This window comes from Micromonospora sagamiensis (assembly GCF_014680085.1).
Lineage (GTDB): Bacteria > Actinomycetota > Actinomycetes > Mycobacteriales > Micromonosporaceae > Micromonospora > Micromonospora inyonensis.
The window spans coordinates 5,294,783-5,315,585 of sequence record NZ_AP023438.1 but is presented as its reverse complement, the minus strand read 5'-3'; the positions used below and the strand labels follow the sequence as shown (position 1 = coordinate 5,315,585).

The 20,803-nt window shown below is 73.8% G+C and carries 19 protein-coding genes and 1 pseudogene; 5 read left to right on the top strand and 15 right to left on the bottom strand.

The window, feature by feature from the left end:
- Nucleotides 1-161: 161 nt before the first annotated feature.
- Both aroQ and aroB read right to left on the bottom strand, forming a co-directional pair.
- Nucleotides 162-593, bottom strand: a complete 432-nt coding sequence (gene aroQ / locus IGA62_RS23475; protein WP_145818831.1) for a type II 3-dehydroquinate dehydratase — start codon at nt 591-593, stop codon at nt 162-164.
- Entirely contained in the window at nt 590-1,669 is a 1,080-nt protein-coding gene (aroB, locus tag IGA62_RS23470; protein WP_145818832.1) for a 3-dehydroquinate synthase, read from the bottom strand. The genes aroQ and aroB overlap by 4 nt, the downstream gene beginning before the upstream one ends.
- A 139-nt stretch (nt 1,670-1,808) precedes the next feature.
- On the opposite strand from aroB, the gene IGA62_RS23465 reads away from it, so the two are divergent.
- Entirely contained in the window at nt 1,809-2,324 is a 516-nt protein-coding gene (locus IGA62_RS23465) for a DUF2243 domain-containing protein (RefSeq protein WP_145818833.1), read from the top strand.
- Nucleotides 2,321-3,136 (top strand): cytochrome c oxidase assembly protein, encoded by an 816-nt coding sequence (locus IGA62_RS23460; RefSeq protein ID WP_186499926.1) that lies wholly within the window; start codon nt 2,321-2,323, stop codon nt 3,134-3,136. Before IGA62_RS23465 ends, IGA62_RS23460 begins: the two co-directional genes overlap by 4 nt.
- A 13-nt stretch (nt 3,137-3,149) precedes the next feature.
- On the opposite strand, the gene IGA62_RS23455 is transcribed toward IGA62_RS23460, so the two are convergent.
- Complete coding sequence (locus tag IGA62_RS23455; protein WP_145818834.1) at nt 3,150-3,662, bottom strand: shikimate kinase; 513 nt, start codon at nt 3,660-3,662, stop codon at nt 3,150-3,152.
- Nucleotides 3,659-4,837 carry a chorismate synthase gene (aroC, locus tag IGA62_RS23450; protein ID WP_145818835.1) on the bottom strand — a complete coding sequence of 393 codons (1,179 nt, stop codon included), beginning with the start codon at nt 4,835-4,837 and terminating at the stop codon, nt 3,659-3,661. The genes IGA62_RS23455 and aroC overlap by 4 nt, the downstream gene beginning before the upstream one ends.
- A gap of 225 nt (nt 4,838-5,062) precedes the next feature.
- Between aroC and IGA62_RS23445 the strand changes: the two genes are divergently transcribed.
- Entirely contained in the window at nt 5,063-5,983 is a 921-nt protein-coding gene (locus tag IGA62_RS23445; protein WP_145818836.1) for an FAD-dependent monooxygenase, read from the top strand.
- Between the two features lie 21 nt (nt 5,984-6,004).
- Nucleotides 6,005-7,198 (top strand): methionine adenosyltransferase, encoded by a 1,194-nt coding sequence (gene metK, locus IGA62_RS23440; protein ID WP_145818837.1) that lies wholly within the window; start codon nt 6,005-6,007, stop codon nt 7,196-7,198.
- Nucleotides 7,199-7,256: 58 nt separating this feature from the next.
- Here metK and IGA62_RS23435 read toward each other — a convergent pair whose 3' ends face one another.
- The 9 genes from IGA62_RS23435 to IGA62_RS23395 form a co-directional block, all read right to left on the bottom strand.
- On the bottom strand, nt 7,257-8,075 hold the full coding sequence (locus tag IGA62_RS23435) for a shikimate dehydrogenase (protein WP_145818838.1): 819 nt from the start codon (nt 8,073-8,075) through the stop codon (nt 7,257-7,259).
- Nucleotides 8,075-9,271, bottom strand: a complete 1,197-nt coding sequence (gene mltG / locus IGA62_RS23430; protein WP_145818839.1) for an endolytic transglycosylase MltG — start codon at nt 9,269-9,271, stop codon at nt 8,075-8,077. Before mltG ends, IGA62_RS23435 begins: the two co-directional genes overlap by 1 nt.
- The gene (gene ruvX / locus IGA62_RS23425; protein ID WP_145818840.1) at nt 9,271-9,729 is read right to left on the bottom strand and encodes a Holliday junction resolvase RuvX; all 459 of its coding nucleotides are present in this window, start codon (nt 9,727-9,729) and stop codon (nt 9,271-9,273) included. Before ruvX ends, mltG begins: the two co-directional genes overlap by 1 nt.
- A 102-nt stretch (nt 9,730-9,831) precedes the next feature.
- Nucleotides 9,832-12,510 (bottom strand): alanine--tRNA ligase, encoded by a 2,679-nt coding sequence (alaS, locus tag IGA62_RS23420; protein WP_145818841.1) that lies wholly within the window; start codon nt 12,508-12,510, stop codon nt 9,832-9,834.
- A complete protein-coding gene (locus IGA62_RS23415) occupies nt 12,507-12,812 on the bottom strand; it encodes a hypothetical protein (RefSeq protein ID WP_091462760.1) in 306 nt (101 codons plus the stop codon). The genes alaS and IGA62_RS23415 overlap by 4 nt, the downstream gene beginning before the upstream one ends.
- 23 nt (nt 12,813-12,835) lie before the next feature.
- Nucleotides 12,836-13,297: a DUF948 domain-containing protein gene (locus IGA62_RS23410; protein ID WP_088984965.1), complete on the bottom strand. Its 462-nt coding sequence runs from the start codon at nt 13,295-13,297 to the stop codon at nt 12,836-12,838.
- 148 nt (nt 13,298-13,445) lie between these two features.
- Nucleotides 13,446-14,078 carry a hypothetical protein gene (locus IGA62_RS23405; protein WP_145822047.1) on the bottom strand — a complete coding sequence of 211 codons (633 nt, stop codon included), beginning with the start codon at nt 14,076-14,078 and terminating at the stop codon, nt 13,446-13,448.
- 1,916 nt (nt 14,079-15,994) lie between these two features.
- Nucleotides 15,995-17,497 carry a replication-associated recombination protein A gene (locus tag IGA62_RS23400; RefSeq protein WP_145818842.1) on the bottom strand — a complete coding sequence of 501 codons (1,503 nt, stop codon included), beginning with the start codon at nt 17,495-17,497 and terminating at the stop codon, nt 15,995-15,997.
- A 75-nt stretch (nt 17,498-17,572) separates the two neighbouring features.
- Nucleotides 17,573-17,794, bottom strand: coding sequence for a hypothetical protein (locus tag IGA62_RS23395; RefSeq protein ID WP_145818843.1), 222 nt, complete (start codon nt 17,792-17,794; stop codon nt 17,573-17,575).
- A gap of 106 nt (nt 17,795-17,900) precedes the next feature.
- Between IGA62_RS23395 and IGA62_RS23390 the strand changes: the two genes are divergently transcribed.
- Nucleotides 17,901-18,641 carry a GNAT family N-acetyltransferase gene (locus tag IGA62_RS23390; protein WP_145818844.1) on the top strand — a complete coding sequence of 247 codons (741 nt, stop codon included), beginning with the start codon at nt 17,901-17,903 and terminating at the stop codon, nt 18,639-18,641.
- Between the two features lie 203 nt (nt 18,642-18,844).
- Here IGA62_RS23390 and IGA62_RS23385 read toward each other — a convergent pair.
- Both IGA62_RS23385 and IGA62_RS23380 read right to left on the bottom strand, forming a co-directional pair.
- Nucleotides 18,845-20,116: pseudogene (locus tag IGA62_RS23385) on the bottom strand (MFS transporter); the annotation flags it as partial.
- A complete protein-coding gene (locus IGA62_RS23380) occupies nt 20,113-20,703 on the bottom strand; it encodes a winged helix-turn-helix domain-containing protein (protein ID WP_145818846.1) in 591 nt (196 codons plus the stop codon). The gene IGA62_RS23380 and the pseudogene IGA62_RS23385, both read right to left, overlap by 4 nt.
- Nucleotides 20,704-20,803: the final 100 nt, after the last annotated feature.

Below are 20,803 nucleotides of genomic sequence, written 5' to 3'. Positions count from 1 at the left end.
TCGGCTTCCCCGTGCGCGCGGCCAAGAGCCCAGCTCAGCGCGGTGGCGCGTCCGTGGGTGCAGAGCAAAGGACGGCAGGGCGAGGTCGGGCCCGAAGCGAAGTGCAACCCACCGTGACGACAGCCGCGCAGACACTCAGCGTGACTGTTCGGCGGTGGCGTTCAGCCGGAAAGCGCGGCCAGGTGGTGCAGGGCCAGACGGTAGCCGTCCAGGCCCAGGCCACAGATCACCCCGGTCGCCACCGCCGAGACCACCGAGTGGTGCCGGAACTCCTCCCGGGCGTGGATGTTGGAGATGTGCACCTCGACCAGCGGCCCGCGCAGCATCGCGCAGGCGTCCCGCACCGCGATCGAGTAGTGCGACCAGGCCGCCGGGTTGAGCACCACCGCGGCACCCTCGTCGGCGGCGTCGTGCAGCCAACCGATCAGCTCGTGTTCGGCGTCGGTCTGCCGCACCGTCACCTCCAGCCCCAGGTCGGCGCCGGTGCGTTCGCAGAGCGCCACCAGGTCGGCGTAGCTGGTCGCGCCGTAGACGTCGACCTGCCGGGTACCCAGCCGACCCAGGTTCGGGCCGTTCAGCACGTACACCCTCACGCCGCCACCCCCTCGCGGAAGGCCGCGTGCAGCAGGTCGTCGTCCGGATCCTCGAGGATCGCCGGGCGGGCCAGCCCGTCGAGCACCACGAACCGCAGCCGGGATCCGCGCGCCTTCTTGTCCACCCGCATCGTGGCGAGCAGGTCCGGCCAGGCCGCCGCCGGGTAGCGCGTCGGCAGGCCCAGGGCCGTCACGACCGTGCGGTGCCGCTCGGCGGTCGCCGCGTCCAACCGGCCGGCCAGCCGGCCGAGCGTGCCGGCGTAGACCAGCCCGACCGAGACGGCGTGCCCGTGCCGCCAGCGGTACCCCTCCACCTTCTCGATGGCGTGGGCCAGGGTGTGCCCGTAGTTGAGCACCTCCCGGAGCCCCGACTCGCGCAGGTCACCGGAGACCACGTCGGCCTTGACCCGGATCGCCCGCTCGATCAGCTCGCGGGTCACCGCGCCGGCCGGGTCGGTCGCCGCAGCCGGGTCCCGCAGGATCAGGTCAAGGATCACCGGGTCGGCGATGAAGCCGCACTTGACCACCTCGGCGAGCCCGGCGGTCAGGTCGACGGCGGGGAGCGTGTCCAGCACGGTCAGGTCACAGAGAACGCCGGCCGGCGGGTGGAACGCGCCGACCAGGTTCTTGCCGGCAGCGGTGTTGATCCCGGTCTTGCCGCCCACCGCCGCGTCGACCATCCCGAGCAACGAGGTCGCCACCGGCACCCAGCGCACCCCGCGCAGCCAACTCGCGGCGACGAACCCGGCCAGGTCGGTCACCGCGCCGCCGCCCACCCCGACCACCGCGTCGTTGCGGGTGACGTTCGCCGCTCCCAGCCGGTCCCAGCAGTGGGCGGCCACGTCGATCTGCTTGCCGGCCTCGGCGTCCGGCACCTCCATCGGCAGGGGCTCCACGCCGGCCGCCCGCAGCCGGCCGCCGAGCGCGTCGGCCAACCGCCGCAGCGGCCGGGCGTACAGCACCGCCGCGCGGGTCACGCCGGGAAGCAGGCCGGGCAGCGCCTCCCAGAGGCCGCGTCCCACGAGTACGTCGTACGGGCGCTCGCCGCCGACCGGGATCCGGGTCATCTCGTCCATCGCTGCGGAGCCTAGCCGAGCGGCGGTCCGATCCGGCCCGACCGTCCACCTGGTGACCGCATACCGGACAACGGCGTTTAACCGACAGGGACCGGGCAGGTCCCGAGCCGGTCCGAATCGACGACGGTGGAGGTCCCGCATGGCAACCCGCACGATCGAGGACGCCGACATCCGGCTTCCCGCCATCCTGCTCGGCGTCGGCCTGGGCGGGTTCTTCGACGGCATCCTGCTGCACCAGGTGCTCCAGTGGCACCACATGCTCAGCGCCACCGGCAGCGACAACGCCGGCATCCGGGAGTACCCGGTGGACACCGTCCCCGGCCTGCGGATGAACACCCTCTGGGACGGGATCTTCCACGTGGTGACCTGGGTGGCGGTGCTCGCCGGTCTGGCCCTGCTGCACGCCCGGGTGACCCGCTCCCGGAGCCGGCTGTGGCGCTCCCGCACGCTCTGGGGCTGGGCGCTGGTCGGCTGGGGACTGTTCAACCTGGTGGAGGGAGTCGTCGACCACCACCTGCTCGGCATCCACCACGTCCGGGAGGGCGCGCACCGGCTCTGGTGGGACCTCGGCTTCCTCGCGCTCGGCGCGGTCCTGGTCGCCGGCGGCTGGCTGCTCCAGCGCGGTGGCGACGGGTCGCGGGACGACCTGCCGTGAACGTCGGAGCCCACGCCGACGGACACGCCGCGCCGCCCGGCGTGGACCCGACACTGGTCGTACCGCTGCTGCTGGTCGGGGTCTACCTGGCCGGAGTGATCCGGCAACGCCGCGCCGGCCGGCCCTGGAGCACCTGGCGGACCACGGCGTTCGGGACCGGGGCGCTGCTGCTCGGTGTCGGCCTGGCCGTGCCCGCGCACGACCTCGTCGGGCACATGTGGCAGCACCTGCTGCTCGGCATGCTCGCGCCACTCGGGCTGGTGCTCGGGGCCCCCGGGACGCTGACCCTGCGCGTCGTCGACCGGTCCGTCGGGCGGGCCGCGATCCGCTGGCTGGGCCACCCGCTCCCCCGGCTGCTCGCCCACCCGGCCACCGGTCTGCTGCTCACCGTCGGTGGACTCTGGGTGCTCTACCTGACCCCGCTCTACCGGGCGAGCCTCGACCAGCCGGCGGTGCACCACCTGCTCCAGCTGCACTTCCTGCTCAGCGGATACCTCTTCACCTGGTCGATCGCCGGCCCGGACCCGGGCCCGCACCGTCCCCGGGTGCCGGTGCGCCTGGTCGTGGTCGGCGTCGCGGTCGCCGGGCACGCCGCCCTCGCCCAACTCCTCTACGCCGGGCTGCTGGTCGACGTCCCGGCCTCCGTCGCGAAGCTGCGGGCCGGGGCGACGGTGATGTACTACGGCGGCGACCTGGCCGAGATCCTGCTCGCGCTGGCGCTGCTGGCCACCTGGCGACCGGAGGCGCGACCCGCCCGCCGGTTCCGCCCGGCGACGGTGGTGTCGGGCGAGCCGGCCGGCACCCACCCGTAGCGGCGGGCGGTCGTCAGCGGTCGAGCAGCGTCAGCACCTCGGTGACGATGTCGGCGGGGTCGCGCCCGTCGGTGACCACCGTGGCGGTCGCCACCTCCTGGTAGAACGGGCGGCGCTGGTCCAGCAGGTACCGCAGCGTCGCCCTCGGGTTGAGCGCCAGCAGCGGCCGGCCGACGCCCAGGTCGACCCGCTTGATCGCGTCGGTCAACTCGACGCTGAGATACACGACGGTGTGCCCGACCAGGGCGGCGCGGTTCTCCTCGGCCAGGACCGCGCCACCGCCGAGGGCGAGCACGCCGGGACAGGAGGCCAGCGCCGCCGCCACCGCCGCCCGTTCGAGGGCACGGAAGTGCGCCTCCCCCTCGTCGACGAAGATCTCCGGGATCGGCTTGCCGGCCATCCGCTCGATGTCCTCGTCCGTGTCGCGGAACTCCACCTCCAGCGCGCCGGCGAGTGCCCGCCCGACGGTGGTCTTACCCGCGCCCGGGGCCCCCACCAGCACGCAGACCGGCCGGTTCACCGTCATTTGATCACCAGGGCGTCGAGGTAGCCGGCGAGGTTGCGGCGGATCTCGGCCACCGAGTCGCCCCCGAACTTCTCCATGGTGGCCTCGGCGAGCACCAGGGCCACCATGGCCTCGGCGACCACCGCCGCGGCCGGTACGGCACAGACGTCCGACCGCTGGTTGATCGCGGTGGCCGGCTCGCCGGTGGTCACGTCCACGGTGGCGAGAGCCCGGTTCAGCGAGGAGATCGGTTTCATCGCGGCCCGCACCCGCAACGGCTCACCGGTGGTGATGCCGCCCTCCAGGCCGCCGGCCCGGTCGGTCAACCGGCGCACCCCGGTCGCGGTCGGCACCATCTCGTCGTGCGCCTCGGAGCCCCGGGAGCGCGCCTGCTGCCACCCGTCGCCGATCTCGACGCCCTTGATCGCCTGGATCGACATCAACGCGGTGGCCAGCCGGGCGTCGAGCTTGCGGTCCCACTGCACGTGGCTGCCGAGGCCCGGTGGCACCCCGTACGCCAGCACCTCGACCACGCCCCCGAGGGTGTCGGCGGCCTTCTTCGCGGCGTCGACCTCGGCGACCATCCGGGCGCTCGCCTCCGGGTCGAGGCAGCGCAGCGGGTCGGCGTCGATCCGTGCGGCGTCCTCCGGCCGGGGACGCAGCCCCGGCTCGGCCGCGACCGGGCCCAGCTCCACCACGTGCGAGACGATCTCGACGCCCAGGGTCTGCTTCACCAGCGCCTTGGCGACGGCCCCGACGGCGACCCGGGCGGCGGTCTCCCGGGCGCTGGCGCGCTCCAGGATCGGCCGGGCGTCGGTGTGCCCGTACTTCTGCATGCCGGCCAGGTCGGCGTGACCGGGACGGGGGCGGGTCAGCGGCGCGTTGCGCGCCTGCCCGGCCAGTTCCTCGGCGTCGACCGGGTCGGCGGCCATCACGGTGCGCCACTTGGGCCACTCCGAGTTGCCGACCCGGATCGCCACCGGGCTGCCGATGGTCACGCCGTGTCGGAGCCCCCCGATGATCTCGATCTCGTCCTGCTCGAAGGCCATCCGCGCGCCCCGGCCGTAGCCGAGTCGACGGCGGGCCAGCTCGGCGGAGATGTCCCCGGTGGTGACCTCCACCCCGGCGGGGACGCCCTCCAGGAGCGCGACCAGGGCGGGGCCGTGTGATTCACCTGCAGTCAACCAGCGCAACACCGGACCAGTCTGGCACGCCCCGCACCCGTCGCCCCGCACCGGCCACCGCGTCCCGCCCTGCGGACCGTCGGGCACTACGGCGACGCGGCGGGTTCGGCCCTCTGCGGTCTCGCCGGTCGAGAGCACGGTTCGAGTCAGCCTGGAGGAGCGCTCGTACCCGCTGGCCTAGCGTCGGGCCCGAACGACACCGGGGCCGGGGCGACGGGCCCGGAGAACGGACGTGACATGACGAGCAGACGACACCGGACGGACGTGCTGGTGGTGGGTACCGGCCCGGTCGGGCTGACCCTGGAGGCGGAACTGGCCCGGTACGGAGTCGACGCCACCGTCGCCGGACCCGAAGGTCGATGGCACGACCTGTCCTGCCGGGTCGACGCGGTCCGGCCGTACGACGACCGGGTGGAGGCCCGGCTCGTCGACCCCCGCGACGGCGCGGTGACCGTGGTGACCGCCGGCTGGCTGGTCGCCTGCGACGGTGCCGCCGCGCCGCTGCGCCCCACCCCGCGCCCGGCCGACGGCGGTCACCCGGCCCCGGGCGCCGGCCGGGTGTTCCGCTGCGGCGTCGACCGCCCCGGCGCGGGCGGGCACGAAGGCGTCGGCGACGCGGTCAACCTCGGCTGGAAGCTCGCCGCCACCCTGCGGGGCTGGGCCGGCGCGGTGCTGCTCGACAGCTACCACGAGGAACGACGGCCGGCGGCCACGGACGGGCCGGTCGGCCACCGCTACCGCTCGTCGATCGTGGCCGACGACGAGGCCGACGCCCCGCCGGACCCGTTCGACGAGGCGCTGCCCGGGATGCCCGCACCACCCGTCCCGCTGGCCGCGAGGGTCACCGTCCACGACGTCGTACGGCAGGGGTTCGCCCTGCTACGCCTCGCCGACCCCTGGTCGCCGCGCGCCGACGTCCCGAACCCGCCGGGCGTGCCCGCGCTGCGGGCCGCGTTCGCCGCCGCCGGGGTGCCGTTCGCCGTCCACGACTACCGCGACCCGGTGGTCGCCCACCGGTACCGGCAACCGTTCGTCCTGCTACGGCCGGACGGGTACGTGGCCTGGCGGGGCTGGCGCCCGCCGGCCGACCCGGTGGCCCTGGTGGATCTGATCCGGGGCGCGACCCCACGTCCCGCCCCCGTTCCGGTAAGCGTCTGAGTCGAACCTGAGAGGAACACTGTGACACGTCGCCTGTTCACGTCCGAGTCGGTCACGGAGGGCCACCCGGACAAGATCGCTGATCAGATCAGTGATGGGATTCTGGATGCGTTGTTGAGTCAGGATCCGCGTTCGCGGGTCGCGGTGGAGACGTTGATCACGACGGGGCAGGTGCACGTCGCGGGTGAGGTGACCACGAAGGCGTATGCGGATATCCCGTCGATCGTGCGGGAGACGATCCTGGGGATCGGGTACGACTCGTCGCGTAAGGGGTTCGACGGGGCGTCGTGTGGGGTGAGTGTGTCGATCGGGGCGCAGTCGCCGGACATCGCGCAGGGTGTGGACAACGCGTTCGAGTTGCGGACGGGGTCGTCGGAGTCTGCGTTGGATGCGCAGGGTGCCGGTGACCAGGGGATGATGTTCGGGTTCGCGTGTTCGGAGACGCCGGAGCTGATGCCGTTGCCGATCGCGTTGGCGCACCGGTTGGCGCGGCGGTTGTCGGCGGTGCGGAAGGACGGCACGATCCCGTATCTGCGGCCGGATGGTAAGACGCAGGTGACCATCGAGTACGAGGGTCTGCGTCCGGTCCGTCTGAACACGGTGGTGGTCTCCTCGCAGCACGCGGCGGACATCTCGCTCGACGGGCTCCTCGCCCCCGACGTGCGGGAACACGTGGTGAACCCGGAGCTGGAGTCGTTGGGACTCGATTCCGACGGGTATCGGTTGTTGGTGAACCCGACGGGTCGGTTCGAGATCGGTGGGCCGATGGGTGACGCCGGTCTGACGGGTCGGAAGATCATCGTGGACACCTACGGTGGGTACGCCCGGCATGGTGGTGGGGCGTTCTCGGGTAAGGACCCGTCGAAGGTGGACCGGTCCGCCGCCTATGCGATGCGGTGGGTGGCGAAGAACGTCGTCGCCGCCGGTCTCGCGGAACGGTGTGAGACGCAGGTCGCCTATGCGATCGGTAAGGCGCATCCGGTGAGTCTGTTCATCGAGACGTTCGGGACGGAGAACGTGCCGGTCGAGCGGATCGAGAAGGCCGTGAACGAGGTGTTCGACCTGCGTCCCGCGGCGATCATCCGGGACCTGAACCTGCTCCGCCCGATCTACCGGCAGACCGCCGCCTACGGCCACTTCGGCCGCGAGCTGCCCGAGTTGACCTGGGAGAGCACCGACCGGGCCGCCGACCTCAAGTCGGCCGCAGGAGCCTGACGCACCGGTCGAGAAAGCTGACGCCCCGTCCCGTGCTCGCGTCGAGCCCGGGGCGGGGTCAGCGGGGCAGCGGTAGCGCGGCGCGCATCGCCTCGACCGGGGCGGTGACGCCGGTGAAGTGCTCGAACTGGCCGACGGCCTGGGCCAGCAGCAGGTCCAGGCCGGAGACCACCGGGGCGCCGGCCGCCTGGGCGGAAGCGGCGAGCGGGGTCGGCCACGGGTCGTAGATGGCGTCGAAGCAGACCGTCCCGGGCCGCCAGGCGGCCACCTCGGCGAACGGGTCGGCGGCCCCCTTCGGCAGGGTGGAGACCACCACGTCGGCGTCGAGGTGCGCGGCGGCCTCGGCCCACGGGGCGGCGGTCATCGGCACGCCGAGCGCCCCGGCCACCGGCCGTAGCTCCGCCACCGCCTCCGGGCGGCGGGCCAGCACGGTCACCGACTTCGCGGCCAGCCGCGCCGCCGCCGCGACGGCCGCTCGGGCGGTGCCCCCGGCACCGAGCACGGTGACCGTGGCACCCGGGGCCACCCCGGCGGCGGTGAGCACCTCCACCATGCCGACGACGTCGGTGTTGTCCGCGTACCAGGATCCGTCGGGACGGTGGACCAACGTGTTGGCGGCACCGACGGCGGCGGCGACCGGCGAGACCTCGGTCGCCACCGTGAGCGCCACCTCCTTGCCCGGCATGGTCACCGACAACCCGGCCCACTCCGGGCCGAGCCTGGCGACCAGGCCGGGCAGCCCGGCGGCGTCGCACTCGATCCGGGTGTACGACCAGCCGGTCAGCCCGGCCGCCGCGTACCCCGCGTTGTGGATCGCCGGGGAGAGGGAGTGCGCGATCGGCGTACCGACCACCGCCGCCCGACGGGCCTGCGTCATCAGATGATGCCGGCCTCTCGCGCCTTGGCCTCGTTACGGAGCTGCTCCTCGTAGGTCTCGGCGAAGGCGGAGTGCCCCTCCTTGTCGATGGCCACGAAGTAGAGCCACTTCCCCGCCGGCGGGTCCATCGCCCCTTCCATCGCGTCCTTGCCCGGGTTGTTGATCGGGGTCGGGATCATGCCGCGCAGCTTGCGGTTGTACGGGTTCTTCGGGTTGTCCATGTCGGCCGCGGTCATCTCCTTGGAGGACTTGGTCCGCTGACCGGTCGACTCCAGGTAGTAGTTGACCGTGACGTCCATCTCCAGGCAGTTGCAGGGGAACTCACCGTAGGCGCGGTTGTAGGCCACCCGGGCGACCTTGCCGAGGTCGTCCTTGTTACCGGCCTCGGCCTGGGCGAGCGAGGCCACGATCAGGGCCTCGTACGGGCTGATCCCGCCGCGTTCCTTCTCCACCCGCTCGGCGAACTGCATCTTGCCGGTCACCGTGAGGAAGTTCGACACCATCTCCTTGAGGATGACCTCGGCGGTCGCCTTCGGCGGGATCTCGTAGGTGTCCGGGTAGAGGAAACCCTCGACCGACTTCTTGACCGGCTTGCCGTCGGTGCGCTTGAACCACCAGTCCGGGACGCCGAGCGCCTCCGGGTCCTTCGCCGCCGCCTCGAAGTCCTCCACCGGGATCTTGGTCTGCTCCGACAGGAGCTTGAACGTCCGCTTGGCGGTGGTCCCCTCGGGGATGGTGATCCCCTTGACGATCTTGTTCTTCAGGTCGAGGAGCATGCCGAGTGCGCTCTCGCCGCTCATCTCCTTGCGCACCTTGTAGGTGCCGGGCTGGATGTTCTTGCTGCGCGCGTTCTCCTCGGCGGCGTCGATGAACGCCTGGGCGCTCTTGACCACACCCGCCTCGTACAGCACGTTGGCGATGTCCGCGATCAGCGCGCCCTGCTTGACCTCGATGGTCACCTCACCCGTGCCGGTGCCGTCGTAGTCGGGGGTGACGAAGTAGCCCTGCACCCGGTCGAAGCCGTAGAAGGCGCCACCGCCGATCGCGCCGAGCAGCACGAGGGCCAGCATCAGGGCGAGGACCGTACGGCCACCACCGCCGGACTTGCCCTTGCGCTTACGCACGGCGCTGCGCCGGTGCTTGCCCTTGTCGCCCCGGTCGCGTTCGTCGAAACCGAGGTCCAGGTCGTCGATCATTACGTCCGCCTCCGCTGCGCGTCTAGCCAGCTCTGCAGAATCTCCACCGCGGCGGCCTGGTCGACCACCGCGCGTTGCCGTTTACCCCGGACGCCCCGCTCGGCCAGCCTACGAGAAGCCACCACGGTCGACATCCTCTCGTCCGTCAGCGTCACCGGAACAGGCGCTATTACATCAGCCAAACGGGTCGCGTACGACGTGGCGTGTACGGCGGCCGGGCCGTGCCGTCCGGCCAGGTTCACCGGAAGACCGACCACCACCTCGACCGCCCCGTGCTCGGCCGCGAGCCGGTGCAACTCGGCGATGTCGGTGGGCACCCGGTCGTCCTCGCTGGTCAGGTCACGGGCGAGGGTGACCAGCGGGGTGGCCAGGATGCCGTCCGGGTCGCAGATCGACACGCCGACCCGGACCTGTCCGACGTCCACCCCGAGGCGGACGCCCCGGACGAATTCCCTCACTCGGGTTCACTCCTCCACCGGCCCCACGTCGGGCCTTCCGCACCGCAGGAACGCGCCAGGGCGGACCGTCCGGCCCGCCCTGGTACCCCATCGACGGGGACGTCACGCCTCGCTGATCGCCTTTTCCACCGTCAGCAGCAGATTCGGCGCCTCGGCCGCCGGCAGGCCACCGCCCTGCGCCAGGTCGGGGCTGCCCCCGCCCCGGCCGGAGAAGGCCGCCTTGACCAGGTCGTTCGCGGCCAGGCCCCGGCTGCGGGCCGCACCGTTCACCGCCACCACCAGGGACGCCTTGCCGCCCGCCCGGGCCGCCACCGCGACCACCGCCGGCCGCGCCGCGTCGATCCGGCCCCGGATCTCCTGGGCGAGGGTCCGCACGTCGTTGCCGGCCGCGCCCTCCGGCGCCTCGGTGCCGACGTACGCGACACCGCGCACGTCCTTCGCCTGCGCGGCGAGCGCCGCCGCACCGCCGAGCACCAGCTGGGCGCGGAGCTTCTCCAGCTCCTTCTCGGCGTCGCGGAGCTGGGTGACGGTCTGCTCGACCCGGTCGGCAACCTGGTCGCTGGGCACCCGGTACAGCTCCGCCAGCCGCGCGACGAGCAGGTGCTCCTTGGCCAGGAAGCGGAACGCGTCCATGCCGACCAGCGCCTCGACCCGGCGCACGCCGGACCCGATCGACGCCTCGGAGAGGATCTTCACCAGCCCGAGCTGCCCGGACCGGTCGACGTGGGTGCCGCCGCACAGCTCGCGGGCGTAGTCGCCGACCTCGACGACCCGCACCTCGTCGCCGTACTTCTCGCCGAAGAGCGCCATCGCGCCGAGCCGGCGGGCCTCCTCCAGCGAGGTGATGAAGGCGTGCACCTCCAGGTCGGCCAGGAGCACCTCGTTGACCTGCTGCTCCACGTCGTGCAGCACGCTCGGCGCGACCCCGGTCGGGGTGTTGAAGTCGAACCGCAGCCGGCCCGGTGCGTTCAGCGAACCCGCCTGGGTGGCCGACTCGCCGAGGAAGTTGCGCATGGTCTGGTGCACCAGGTGGGTCGCGGTGTGCGAGCGGGAGATCGCCCGCCGCCGGGTCACGTCGATCTCGGCGAAGCCCGTCTCCCCGGCCCGTACCTCGCCCCGGCGCACCTTCGCCCGGTGGACCACCAGGCCGGGTACCGGCTGCTGGACATCGAAGATCTCGATCTCGCCGCCGCCGACGGTGACCAGGCCCTGGTCGGGCTGCTGCCCGCCGCCCTCGGCGTAGAACGGGGTCGCGTCGAGCACCAGCTCGATGGTGTCCCCCTCGACCGCCGCCGCGACCGGGGCACCGCCGGACAGCAGCGCCCGGACTCTCGCCTCGCGCTTGGTCTCGGTGTACCCGGTGAAGGTCACCGGGCCGCCGCTGTCCAGCACCGACCGGTACGCCGACAGGTCGGTGTGCCCGGTCTTGCGCGCCTTCGCGTCGGCCTTGGCGCGGGAGCGCTGGTCGGCCATCAGCCGGCGGAAGCCCTCCGCGTCGACGGTCAGCCCCTGCTCGGCGGCGATCTCCAGGGTCAGGTCGATCGGGAAGCCGTACGTGTCGTGCAGCTGGAACGCCTTGTCGCCGGAGAGCGCCGGCTTCCCGGCCTGTTTCGTCTCGCTGATCGCGGTGTCCAGGATCGTGGTGCCGGCCCGCAGGGTGGAGAGGAAGGCGTCCTCCTCCGCGTACGCGTACTGCGAGATCCGGTCGAACTCGGTGGCCAGTTCCGGGTACGACGGGGACATGCAGTCCCGGGCCACCGGCAGCAGCTCGGGCAACGCCCGGTCCTGGTAGCCCAGCAGCCGCATCGCCCGGATCGCCCGGCGCATGATCCGGCGCAGCACGTAGCCGCGCCCCTCGTTGCTCGGGGTCACCCCGTCGCCGATGAGCATCAGCGCGGTCCGCACGTGGTCGGCGACCACCCGCAGCCGGACGTCGTCCGGGTGCGACTCGGCGGCCACCTGCCCGGACCGGGCACCGTACCGCTTGCCGCTCAGCTCGGAGGCGCGGTCCAGGATCGGCCGGACCTCGTCGATCTCGTAGAGGTTGTCGACGTCCTGGAGGATGGAGGCGATCCGCTCCAGCCCCATGCCGGTGTCGATGTTCTTCTTCGGCAGCTCGCCGACGATCCGGAAGTGCTCCTTGCTGGTCACGTCCGCGATCTCGTACTGCATGAAGACGAGGTTCCAGTACTCCATGTAGCGGTCCTCGTCGACCTCCGGACCGCCCTCACGCCCGTAGGCGGGGCCCCGGTCGTAGAACAGCTCGGAGCACGGGCCGGCCGGGCCGGGGATGCCCATCGACCAGTAGTTGTCCTTCTTGCCGCGCCGGACGATCCGCTCGGCCGGCACGCCGACCGACCGCCAGATGTCGTACGCCTCGTCGTCGTCGAGGTAGACGGTGGGCCAGATCCGCTCCGGGTCGAGGCCGAAGCCGCCCTCGGCGACCGGCTTGGTGGACAGCTCCCAGGCGAGCGGGATCGCGCCGGCCTTGAAGTAGTCACCGAAGGAGAAGTTGCCGTTCATCTGGAAGAACGTGCCGTGCCGGCTGGTCTTGCCGACCTCGTCGATGTCCGGCGTCCGGATGCACTTCTGGACGCTGACCGCCCGCGGGTACGGCGGGGTCTGCTGACCCAGGAAGTACGGGACGAACTGCACCATGCCAGCGTTGACGAACAGCAGGTTCGGGTCGCTGATGGCGGGCAGCGGAGCGGACGGCACCACGGCATGACCGTTCGCCTCGAAGTGGGCGAGATACCGCCGCTTGATCTCCGCCGTCTTCATCGCTGGGGTTCCTCCGGAAAGATCTCTCGGTCGCCGATGCGCGGGTCCTCCCGCAGCTCGGCGAACTGGTCGTCGAACGCCTCGCCCCGGGCGAACGCCTCGTGGATCTCCTGCTCGCGTTCGGCCATCCCGATCCGGACGTCCTCCACGAAGCTACGCAGCGACTCCATCAGTCCGCCAGCCGATTCCGCCAGCGAGCCGGCGATGCCCTGCGGGGTGTACGCGTGCGCGGTGCGGGTGGCCTTGCGGACCACCATCACGCCGGCGGCGAGCCCGATACCGAGCCAGAACAGACGCCTCATGCCCTCTTCCTCCCGCTACCCGCTCAGCGGTCGCCGCGCTTGGCGGCGCGGCGCTGCTGCTTGATGGTGTCGCGCACCTCGCGCTCGGTCTCGGCGTGCCGGCGGGCGGAGGCGGCCTTGCGCACGCCGTACCCGAAGGCGGCGACCTTGACCAGCGGGTTGGCGGCGGCCGCGGAGACCACGGTGGCCAGGTTCGCCACGTTGGCGGTGACGTTCTGGGCGTGGCTGGTCATGGTGTCGACCTTGGCGAGCTGGAGGTTCACCCCGTCGAGCGAGGTCTGCACCTGGGTCAGGGCGGTGTTGACGTTCTCCACCGTCGTGTTGACGTTGCCGAGCAGCGGCCTGGTCTGCTCGTTGAGGTCGTTGATCATGCGGGTGGTGGCGTCCACGGTGTGCCGCAGTCGCAGGATGGGCAGCGTCAGGATCAGCACCAGCATCGCGAACGCGATCGCCGCCACCAGCGCCGCGACCTCTCCAAGCTCCACGCGTGTCCTCCTCAAGCAGTGTCCCGCCGACCCGTCGTCGGCGGGACGTGCGACCCTCGTACCCATTCCGGCACGTCGGCACCGACCTGGTCGGTGACGACGCCCGGTCCGCCAGCCCCAGACCCTACCGTCAGTGATGGACGCCGGCTCAGGACGGTGACGGTGCCGGTGTCAGATCGTCGAGCGGGTCGTCGGTGAAGGTGGGGAAGGGATCCTCGCCGGTGAGCGACGGGTCCGTGCTCGGCTGTGGCCGGGTCCGGTCGTCGTCGATGGCGTTGCGGACCTTCAACGACACCAACGAGCCGGCGCAGTCCCCGGCTGCGGCGGGAGACGGCAGTGGCGACGGCGGAACCGCCGGTTGGTCGTCGGCCGGCGGCGGCACACACGTCGGTGGACGGACCCACAGGTCGAGGGTCAACTCGTCCCGCCGCCAGCAGGTGTACGCCCCGGGGGCGGGCTGCTCCGGGCAGCGGTCGACCCGCCACCGCTGCCAGCCGGCGGCGGCCAGCGCCCGCTCGTACTCCGGCGCGGTCTCCTCCGGGGCGCGTTCCGAGGAGGCACTGCGTTCCCGCAGCCGACAGTCCTGGATGCACCAGCGGCTGCCGCTGACGTTGTCGACCGGGTCCTGGGCGGCCCAGGTCGGCACCGCCAACTCGTCCAGGGAACCGAAGACCGGGTCGCGGCTCAGCGTCCGGATGGCGAAGAAGGCCGGCACCGCGCCGAGCAGGAGCACGCTCACCGCGACCAGCACACCGAGTCGGAGCCGACGGCGCTCCCGCATCTGCCGCCGCAGTTCGGAGCGGGCCACGCGGAGCGGCCCGCCGGTGCGGGCACCGTCGTCGGACGGTGCGTCCCCGCCGGCGCTGCGCAGCGGCGGTGGTGCGTCCGGCGGCACCGGCGGCGCCACGGCGGCCCGGGCCACGGTCGGCGGACCGGACGGCGGCGCGGCCGTGGCACGCACCGGACCGGCCGGCGGTGCCGCCGGGGCGTGGGCCGGACCTGCCGGCGGACGGACCGGACCGGAGGACGGGCCGACGGACGGCGGACCGGACGGGTCGACGGGCGGTCCCGGGACGGCAGGAGCACCCGGACCGGACCCGGGGCGGGCCGCGCCCCGGGCACCCGGCTCGACCGGGGCCGGAGGACGGGCCGTTCCCCGCGGACCCGCGTCGACCGGGGCCGCGTGGCCGGCTGTCCCCCGTGGGGCCGACTCGACCGGAGCCGGCGGCCGGGCCGCACCCCGCACCGGGCCGACGGCCGGTTCGCCCGGCGTCACCCGTGGTCCGGGGACAGGGGCGCCCGGTGCCGGCCGGGCGGCGGTGCCCGGTGCGGACGGCGGCCCGGCACCCGGACCGGACGGCGGCACGAGGCCCGCTCCATACGGCGGCCCGACACCCGGACCGGACGGCGGCACGACGCCCGCTCCGTGCGGCGGCACGACGCCCGCTCCATGCGGCGGCACGACGCCCGGACCGGACCCGGCAGCCGGTCCGGACGGCCGGACCGGACCCGGCACGGGCGGAACCTGACCCGGGACCGGTGACGCCGGTCCCGGGCGGGCCGCGCCGCGCGCCGGGGCGGCCGGCTCGGGCCCGGGACGGGGTGGCGGGGCGACCGGGCCGGGCCGGGCGGTGCCCCGGGCCGGTGGAGTGGTTCGCGGGTCCGGAGCCGGCCCGGCCGGGCCGGGTACCGGAGGACGGGCCGAACCGGTCGCCGGTCGGCCGGGCTCGGTCGGATCGGCGGCCCGACGACGCCCGACCGGCCGGTCGTCGTCCGGCGTGGTGTGGCTGCGACGTCCCCCCGCACGCTCGTCGTCGTGGGCGCCGGCGCCATGTCGCCGGCCGAGGGCGGACGGTGGTTCCGGCCGGTCACCCGGACCGGGAGCCACCGGACCGGGAGCCACCGGACCGGGAGCCACCGGACCGGACGCGGCCGACGCCGGAACCGGCGGGGCGTTACCCGACAACGGAACCGGCGGGGCGTTACCCGACGCCGGCACTGCCGGGACGTCCTGCTCCGGTACCCGCCGCCGGGCCACCGGGCGCTCGTCCGGGGCGGGGGGACGCGCCACGCCGGCCGCGCCTTCGACGGGCACCCGTCCGGCGGGACGCGGCCCACCGGGCACCGTCCGCGGATCCGGTTCGGGCGCACCCGCCGGACGGCGCGCGCGGTCCACCGCCGGCGGGAGCCCGTGCCCGGGGCGGACCGGTGGCTGGGCCTCCGGGCCGGGACGGACCGGCGGTGCGACCTCGGGGCCGGGACGCGGCGCGGGGCCGGCGGAACCCGGCCACGGGCCGTCCGGACGGCCCGGCCGACGGACGGGGGCAGCAGGTGGGACGGTGGATGGTGGGACGGCCGTCGGACCACCGGGGCGGGGCGGGGCGGCGGGTCCAGGCACGGAACCGGCAGGCGGGGGCGGCGCGACGGGTGGCCGGGGGCCGGCGGGCGGGGGCGGCGCGACAGGTGGCCGGGGACCGGCGGGCGCCGGGTCGGACGCCTCCCGGACACCGGTCTCCGGGCCGATTTCGGTGCGCTGCCGCTTGGCGGTGCGCAGGTCGTCGATCCAGCCGAACTCCTCACCGGCGACCGGCTCCTCCGGCTCCGCCTCGGACCGGCTGCGCCCCCAGCGGCGTCCCCTGGCCTTGGGGTCCCGACGCTCGTCGGGGCCCTCCTCCGGCCGCTCCGCACCACGAGGTCTCACTGGTGACCCTTCCTGGCGGCGTCCGCGCCGCCCTCATCCGCCGGGACGCCGGTCGCGTCCGTCGTGCTCCGTCCGGCCCCCACCGGCGCGTCGGCGGTCGGGGGGGTCCGGCCTCTGACGATGCGGCGCAGCAGGGGCAGCCGGGCGGCCACCGTACGCTCCGCGCCGTGTTCGGTGGGCCGGTAGTAGTCGGTGCCGACGAGGTCGTCCGGGACGTACTGCTGGGTGACCACGCCCCGCTGGTCGTCATGTGGATAGCGGTAGCCGGTGCCGTGCCCCAGTCCCCGGGCACCGGCGTAGTGGCCGTCGCGCAGCGAGCGGGGCACCGGCCCGCCCCGGCCGGCCCGGACGTCCCGGATCGCCGCCCCGATCGCGGTGGTCGCCGAGTTGGACTTCGGGGCGCTGGCCAGGTGGATCACCGCCTGGGCGAGGTTGAGCTGGGCCTCGGGGAGCCCGACGTACTCCACGGCGTGCGCGGTGGCGGTGGCCACGGTCAGCGCCAGCGGGTCGGCCATGCCGACGTCCTCGCTGGCGAAGATGACGAGCCGGCGGGCGATGAACCGGGCGTCCTCCCCGGCGACCAGCATCCGGGCCAGCCAGTGCAGTGCCGCGTCGACGTCGGAGCCGCGCATGCTCTTGATGAAGGCGCTGGTCACGTCGTAGTGGGCGTCACCGGCGCGGTCGTACCGGACCGCGGCCACGTCCACCGCCTGCTCGGCCGTGGCCAGGTCGATCCGGTCGGCCCCGAGCGCCGTCGCGGAGGCGGCGGCCGCCTCCAACGCGGTGAGCGCCTTGCGGACGTCACCTGCGGCGAGGCGGACCAGGTGGTCCTCGGCCTCGGGGGCGAGGGTGGGCGCGCCGCCCAGGCCCCGCTCGTCGGTGACCGCGCGGCGCAGCAGGCCCCGCACCGCGTCCTCGGTGAGCGGTTGCAGGGTCAGCAGCACGCACCGGGACAGCAGCGGCGAGATGACCGAGAAGTACGGGTTCTCCGTGGTCGCCGCGAGCAGGGTGACCGTCCGGTCCTCGACCGCGGCGAGCAGCGAGTCCTGCTGGGTCTTGCTGAACCGGTGCACCTCGTCGATGAAGAGCACGGTGGGCGGACCGCCGGAGCGGCGTTGCCGGCGGGCCGTCTCGATGACCGCGCGGACGTCCTTCACCCCGGCGGTGAGCGCCGACATGGCGACGAAGCGGCGATCGGTGGCCCGGGCGACCAGGTGGGCGATGGTGGTCTTGCCGCAGCCGGGCGGTCCCCAGAGGATCACCGACATCGGGGTCGCGCCGCCGACCAGCTGCCGCAGCGGTGAGCCGGGGGCGAGCAGGTGCTCCTGACCGACCAGCTCGTCGAGGTTCGCCGGGCGCATCCGTACCGGCAGTGGGGCGTCGGCGCCGACGGTGTCGAAGCCGTCGACCCCGGACCCGGCGGGCGCGCCGCCGAATCCCGCGGGCGCGCTCGGCGCTGCGGCGGGATCACCGAGAGTGAACAGGGCGTCGGACTCCATCACGAGAACAGTACCGGCCCGGCCCCGTGCCGCCGGAAGCGCGGCAGGGGACGGGCCGGTGATGATCGGAAGCGGTCAGCCACGCCCCGGTCGGCGGCCCCGGTACCACCGGCCGCCGCCCCCGCCGCCCCCGCCGCGCGGACCCCGGCCGACCCCGGCCAGGTAGAGCGAGAGCAGGAGCAGGCCGATCAGGACCAGGGTGTTCCAGTTGAACAGGTCGGGTGCGCCGAAGTTGGTGTTGAGCAGGTCGATGAGCAGGGCGAAACCGAAAACGATGGCCGCGGCGATGGCGAGCATGTCGGTCCTCCGGTAGGGGTCGGGTACGTCGACCGTGATGTACCCGATCGGTCCGGCCGCCAATCTCCAGCATGGACGGCATCCACGCCCCGACTAGGCTGGCCGCGTGATCGGGACAGCGCGGGCGGCACACGGGCGGGCGGCGGTACTGGCGGCCACCGGTCACCACCCGTACGCCCGGCACGTCCTCGGCCGGGACGACGAGCCGCAGGCGTGGCTGCTCGACGGCACCACGGCGTGGCTGCTTCCGGCCGAAGGGGGTCCGGCCGGCGGGGCGTTCGGCGCTCCCGGGCCGGCGGTGGAACTGTTCGCGGCGCTCCTGGCCCGGGGGGTCGTCCGCTCCGGACAGTGGCTGCACCTGCCCCGGCTGGGCTCCGCCGACCTGGCCGGGCCGCTGCCGATCGCCCGGCACCACGACTGGGACTTCCTCTGGGCCACCGCCGCGCCCCCGCATCAGCCCGGCGAGGAGCGGGTGGTACGCCTCACCGCGTCGGACCTGCCGGCGCTCACCGCGTTGGTCGACGAGGCATTCCCCACCAGCACCTCACGCCCCGGCGACCCCCGGGTGGTCGACTGGTACGGCATCCGCACCGGTGACCGGCTGGTCGCTGCCGGCGCGGACCGCAGCCGGGGCGAGATCGGTTTCCTCGCCGGCCTGACCGTCGCGCCGGCCGAACGGGGACGGGGCCTCGGCGCGGCGCTGACCGCCGGCATGACCCGTGCCCTCTTCGCCCGGTACGACCACGTGGCGCTCGGCGTCTACACCCACAACGTCGGCGCCACCCGGCTGTACCGCCGGCTCGGCTTCACCGGAACCCTCGAGCGGACGTCCCTGGGCATCGGCTGATCCGGCCGAGGGCGCTCGGTCGATCCGGCTGAGGTGCAGGGGCTGGGGTGGTAGGAGGGGTCCCCTGTTACCGCTTTTTGATGAGGAGGGGTCCCCTCCTACCACCCGACGCACCCCGACGCACCGCGACGCACCGCGATGCACCCCGGCGCGGCCGGGCGCAGCCCGACGCAGTCGTCCGGCGAGGGGCGACGTCACCCGCTGGTGGCGGAGGCGGAGGCGGGTGCCGTGCTGGCCGGGGCCCGGCGACCGGCCCGCCACGCGGGCAGGTAGAGCGGGGCGGCGACGGCCAGCACCACCGCGCCGACCAGCATCGCGGCGCGCACGCTGGTGGCGTCCGCCAGGGCGGTGAGGACGACGCCGCCGAGCGCGCCGGCGGGCATGGCCACCATCGAGTTGAGCGACAGCACGCTGGTCCGGTACGGGCCGTCGACCTGGCGGTGCAGCAGTCCGGAGTGCAGCGGGTTCGACGCGCCGTGCACGGTGTAGCAGGCCAGGTAGGCGAGCAGCACTCCGACCGGCCCGGCGAACAGCCCCATCCCGACCACGGTCAGCCCCTGCACGACCCGCAGCAGCGCGGCCGCGGGTGCCGCACCCCACCAGCGCGTCAGCAGCGGGGTGAGCGCGGCGCCTCCGGCCGAGGCGAGCCAGGCCACCGAGCCGGCCGGCCCGAGCAGGGCCGCCGCCCGGTCGGCGTCACCGGCCACCTCGGCGAGGCGCACCGGCAGCAGGGTCTCGAAGGTGGTCATGCCGAAGCCCCAGAAGAGTTCCACCGCGACCAGGGCGAGCAGCACCCGGGATCGCCGCAGCAGCCCGAACGCCTGCCCGACCATGCCCGGGGCGGCGGCGATCGACGACCGCAGCGCGTCCCGGCTCCGGGACGGGCCGGGCTCGACCAGGAGCACCGCGAGCGCCACCAGGACGGCCACCTGCCCGACGACGGCCAGCAGCAGCGGCGTGGTCAGCGCGCTCACCGGGCCGATCGGGCCGAGTGCGACCAGCCCGCCGCCGAGTAGCGCGCCGGCGCTGATCGAGACCCCGAGGACGGTGCCACCCTGACCGAGCCCCTTCTCGTACGCCGCGTCGGGGTCGGCGGCGAGGCTGGCGTCGACGTACCAGGACTCCAGCGGACCGCTGTCCAGCGCCCGGTACACGCCTTGGAGCAGCCAGACCACGACGAAGACGGCGAACGCGTCGGCGACGGCGAAGAGCGCCAGTGAGACGAGATTGACCGCGGCGGCCGTGAGGAGCACCGGTCGCCGGCCGAGGGCGTCGGCGAGTCCGCCGGTGGGCAGCTCCAGCAGGAGCACGACGATTCCCTGGGCGGCGGTGACCAGCCCGATCTGGGCGAGGGTGAGGCCGCGCTCCTGCATCAACAGGACGAAGACCGGGATGAGCAGGCCGACCGGAAGCCACCGGAGCCCGTGCAGGAGCAGGAACCGGTGGCGGACCTGGCGGACGGTGAGGGCGTTCACCGAACCTGCTCCTGGGCGGGAAAGGCGGCGTGGATGAGGTTGACCGGTCGCGCGTCGGCCTCGTCGGGCGTCGACGCCTCGCGGTAGCGGAGGACGAGCTGCGAGATCTCCTGGTTGAGCGCGGCCAACCGGGCGGGGCCGATGACCAGGAACGCGTCGCTCATCCCGGCGGCGTCCCGCCACTGCGGCGAGTACGTCGCCCGCTCGGTGAGCCACCGTTCGGCCTGTTCGGTCATCCACCGCACGTGCTCGACCTGCATCCACTCCACGGCGGCCTGGGTGTCCGGGTCGTCGTCGTAGTCGCTCGGGTCCCAACTGCTCGTGTCGTGCGCCGCACGCCACCAGCGCTGCCGGGCGGTGCCCCGGTCGGGCTCCTCGGCCACCAGCCCGACCTCGGCGAGCTGCCGCAGGTGGTAGCTGGTGGCCCCGGTGTTGGTGCCGAGCGCCACGGCGAGCGAGGTGGCTGTCGCCGGGCCGTTGGTGCGCAGCGCGCCCAGCAGCCGCATCCGGAGCGGTTGCGCGAGGACGCGGATCTGCCGATGGTCCAACCTGACCGAGCGGACCTTCCCGCTCTGCTGGTTCGTCATGTCTGCACAATAAGTGTGCACAGATGTTATGCACAAGAGTTGTGCATTGCCCGCCCGCCGACACCCGGTGCCGGGGTTCGGACCGCCCGCGCGGGGCGAC

Bases quoted from the DNA above. Each gene is read 5' to 3' on its own strand.
- aroB (WP_145818832.1), bottom strand. From the start codon at position 1,669: ATGGACGAGATGACCCGGATCCCGGTCGGCGGCGAGCGCCCGTACGAC.
- IGA62_RS23465 (WP_145818833.1), top strand. From the start codon at position 1,809: ATGGCAACCCGCACGATCGAGGACGCCGACATCCGGCTTCCCGCCATC.
- IGA62_RS23455 (WP_145818834.1), bottom strand. From the start codon at position 3,662: ATGACGGTGAACCGGCCGGTCTGCGTGCTGGTGGGGGCCCCGGGCGCG.
- IGA62_RS23445 (WP_145818836.1), top strand. From the start codon at position 5,063: ATGACGAGCAGACGACACCGGACGGACGTGCTGGTGGTGGGTACCGGC.
- IGA62_RS23435 (WP_145818838.1), bottom strand. From the start codon at position 8,075: ATGACGCAGGCCCGTCGGGCGGCGGTGGTCGGTACGCCGATCGCGCAC.
- mltG (WP_145818839.1), bottom strand. From the start codon at position 9,271: ATGATCGACGACCTGGACCTCGGTTTCGACGAACGCGACCGGGGCGAC.
- alaS (WP_145818841.1), bottom strand. From the start codon at position 12,510: ATGAAGACGGCGGAGATCAAGCGGCGGTATCTCGCCCACTTCGAGGCG.
- IGA62_RS23415 (WP_091462760.1), bottom strand. From the start codon at position 12,812: ATGAGGCGTCTGTTCTGGCTCGGTATCGGGCTCGCCGCCGGCGTGATG.
- IGA62_RS23405 (WP_145822047.1), bottom strand. From the start codon at position 14,078: ATGCGGGAGCGCCGTCGGCTCCGACTCGGTGTGCTGGTCGCGGTGAGC.
- IGA62_RS23400 (WP_145818842.1), bottom strand. From the start codon at position 17,497: ATGGAGTCCGACGCCCTGTTCACTCTCGGTGATCCCGCCGCAGCGCCG.
- IGA62_RS23395 (WP_145818843.1), bottom strand. From the start codon at position 17,794: ATGCTCGCCATCGCCGCGGCCATCGTTTTCGGTTTCGCCCTGCTCATC.
- IGA62_RS23380 (WP_145818846.1), bottom strand. From the start codon at position 20,703: ATGACGAACCAGCAGAGCGGGAAGGTCCGCTCGGTCAGGTTGGACCAT.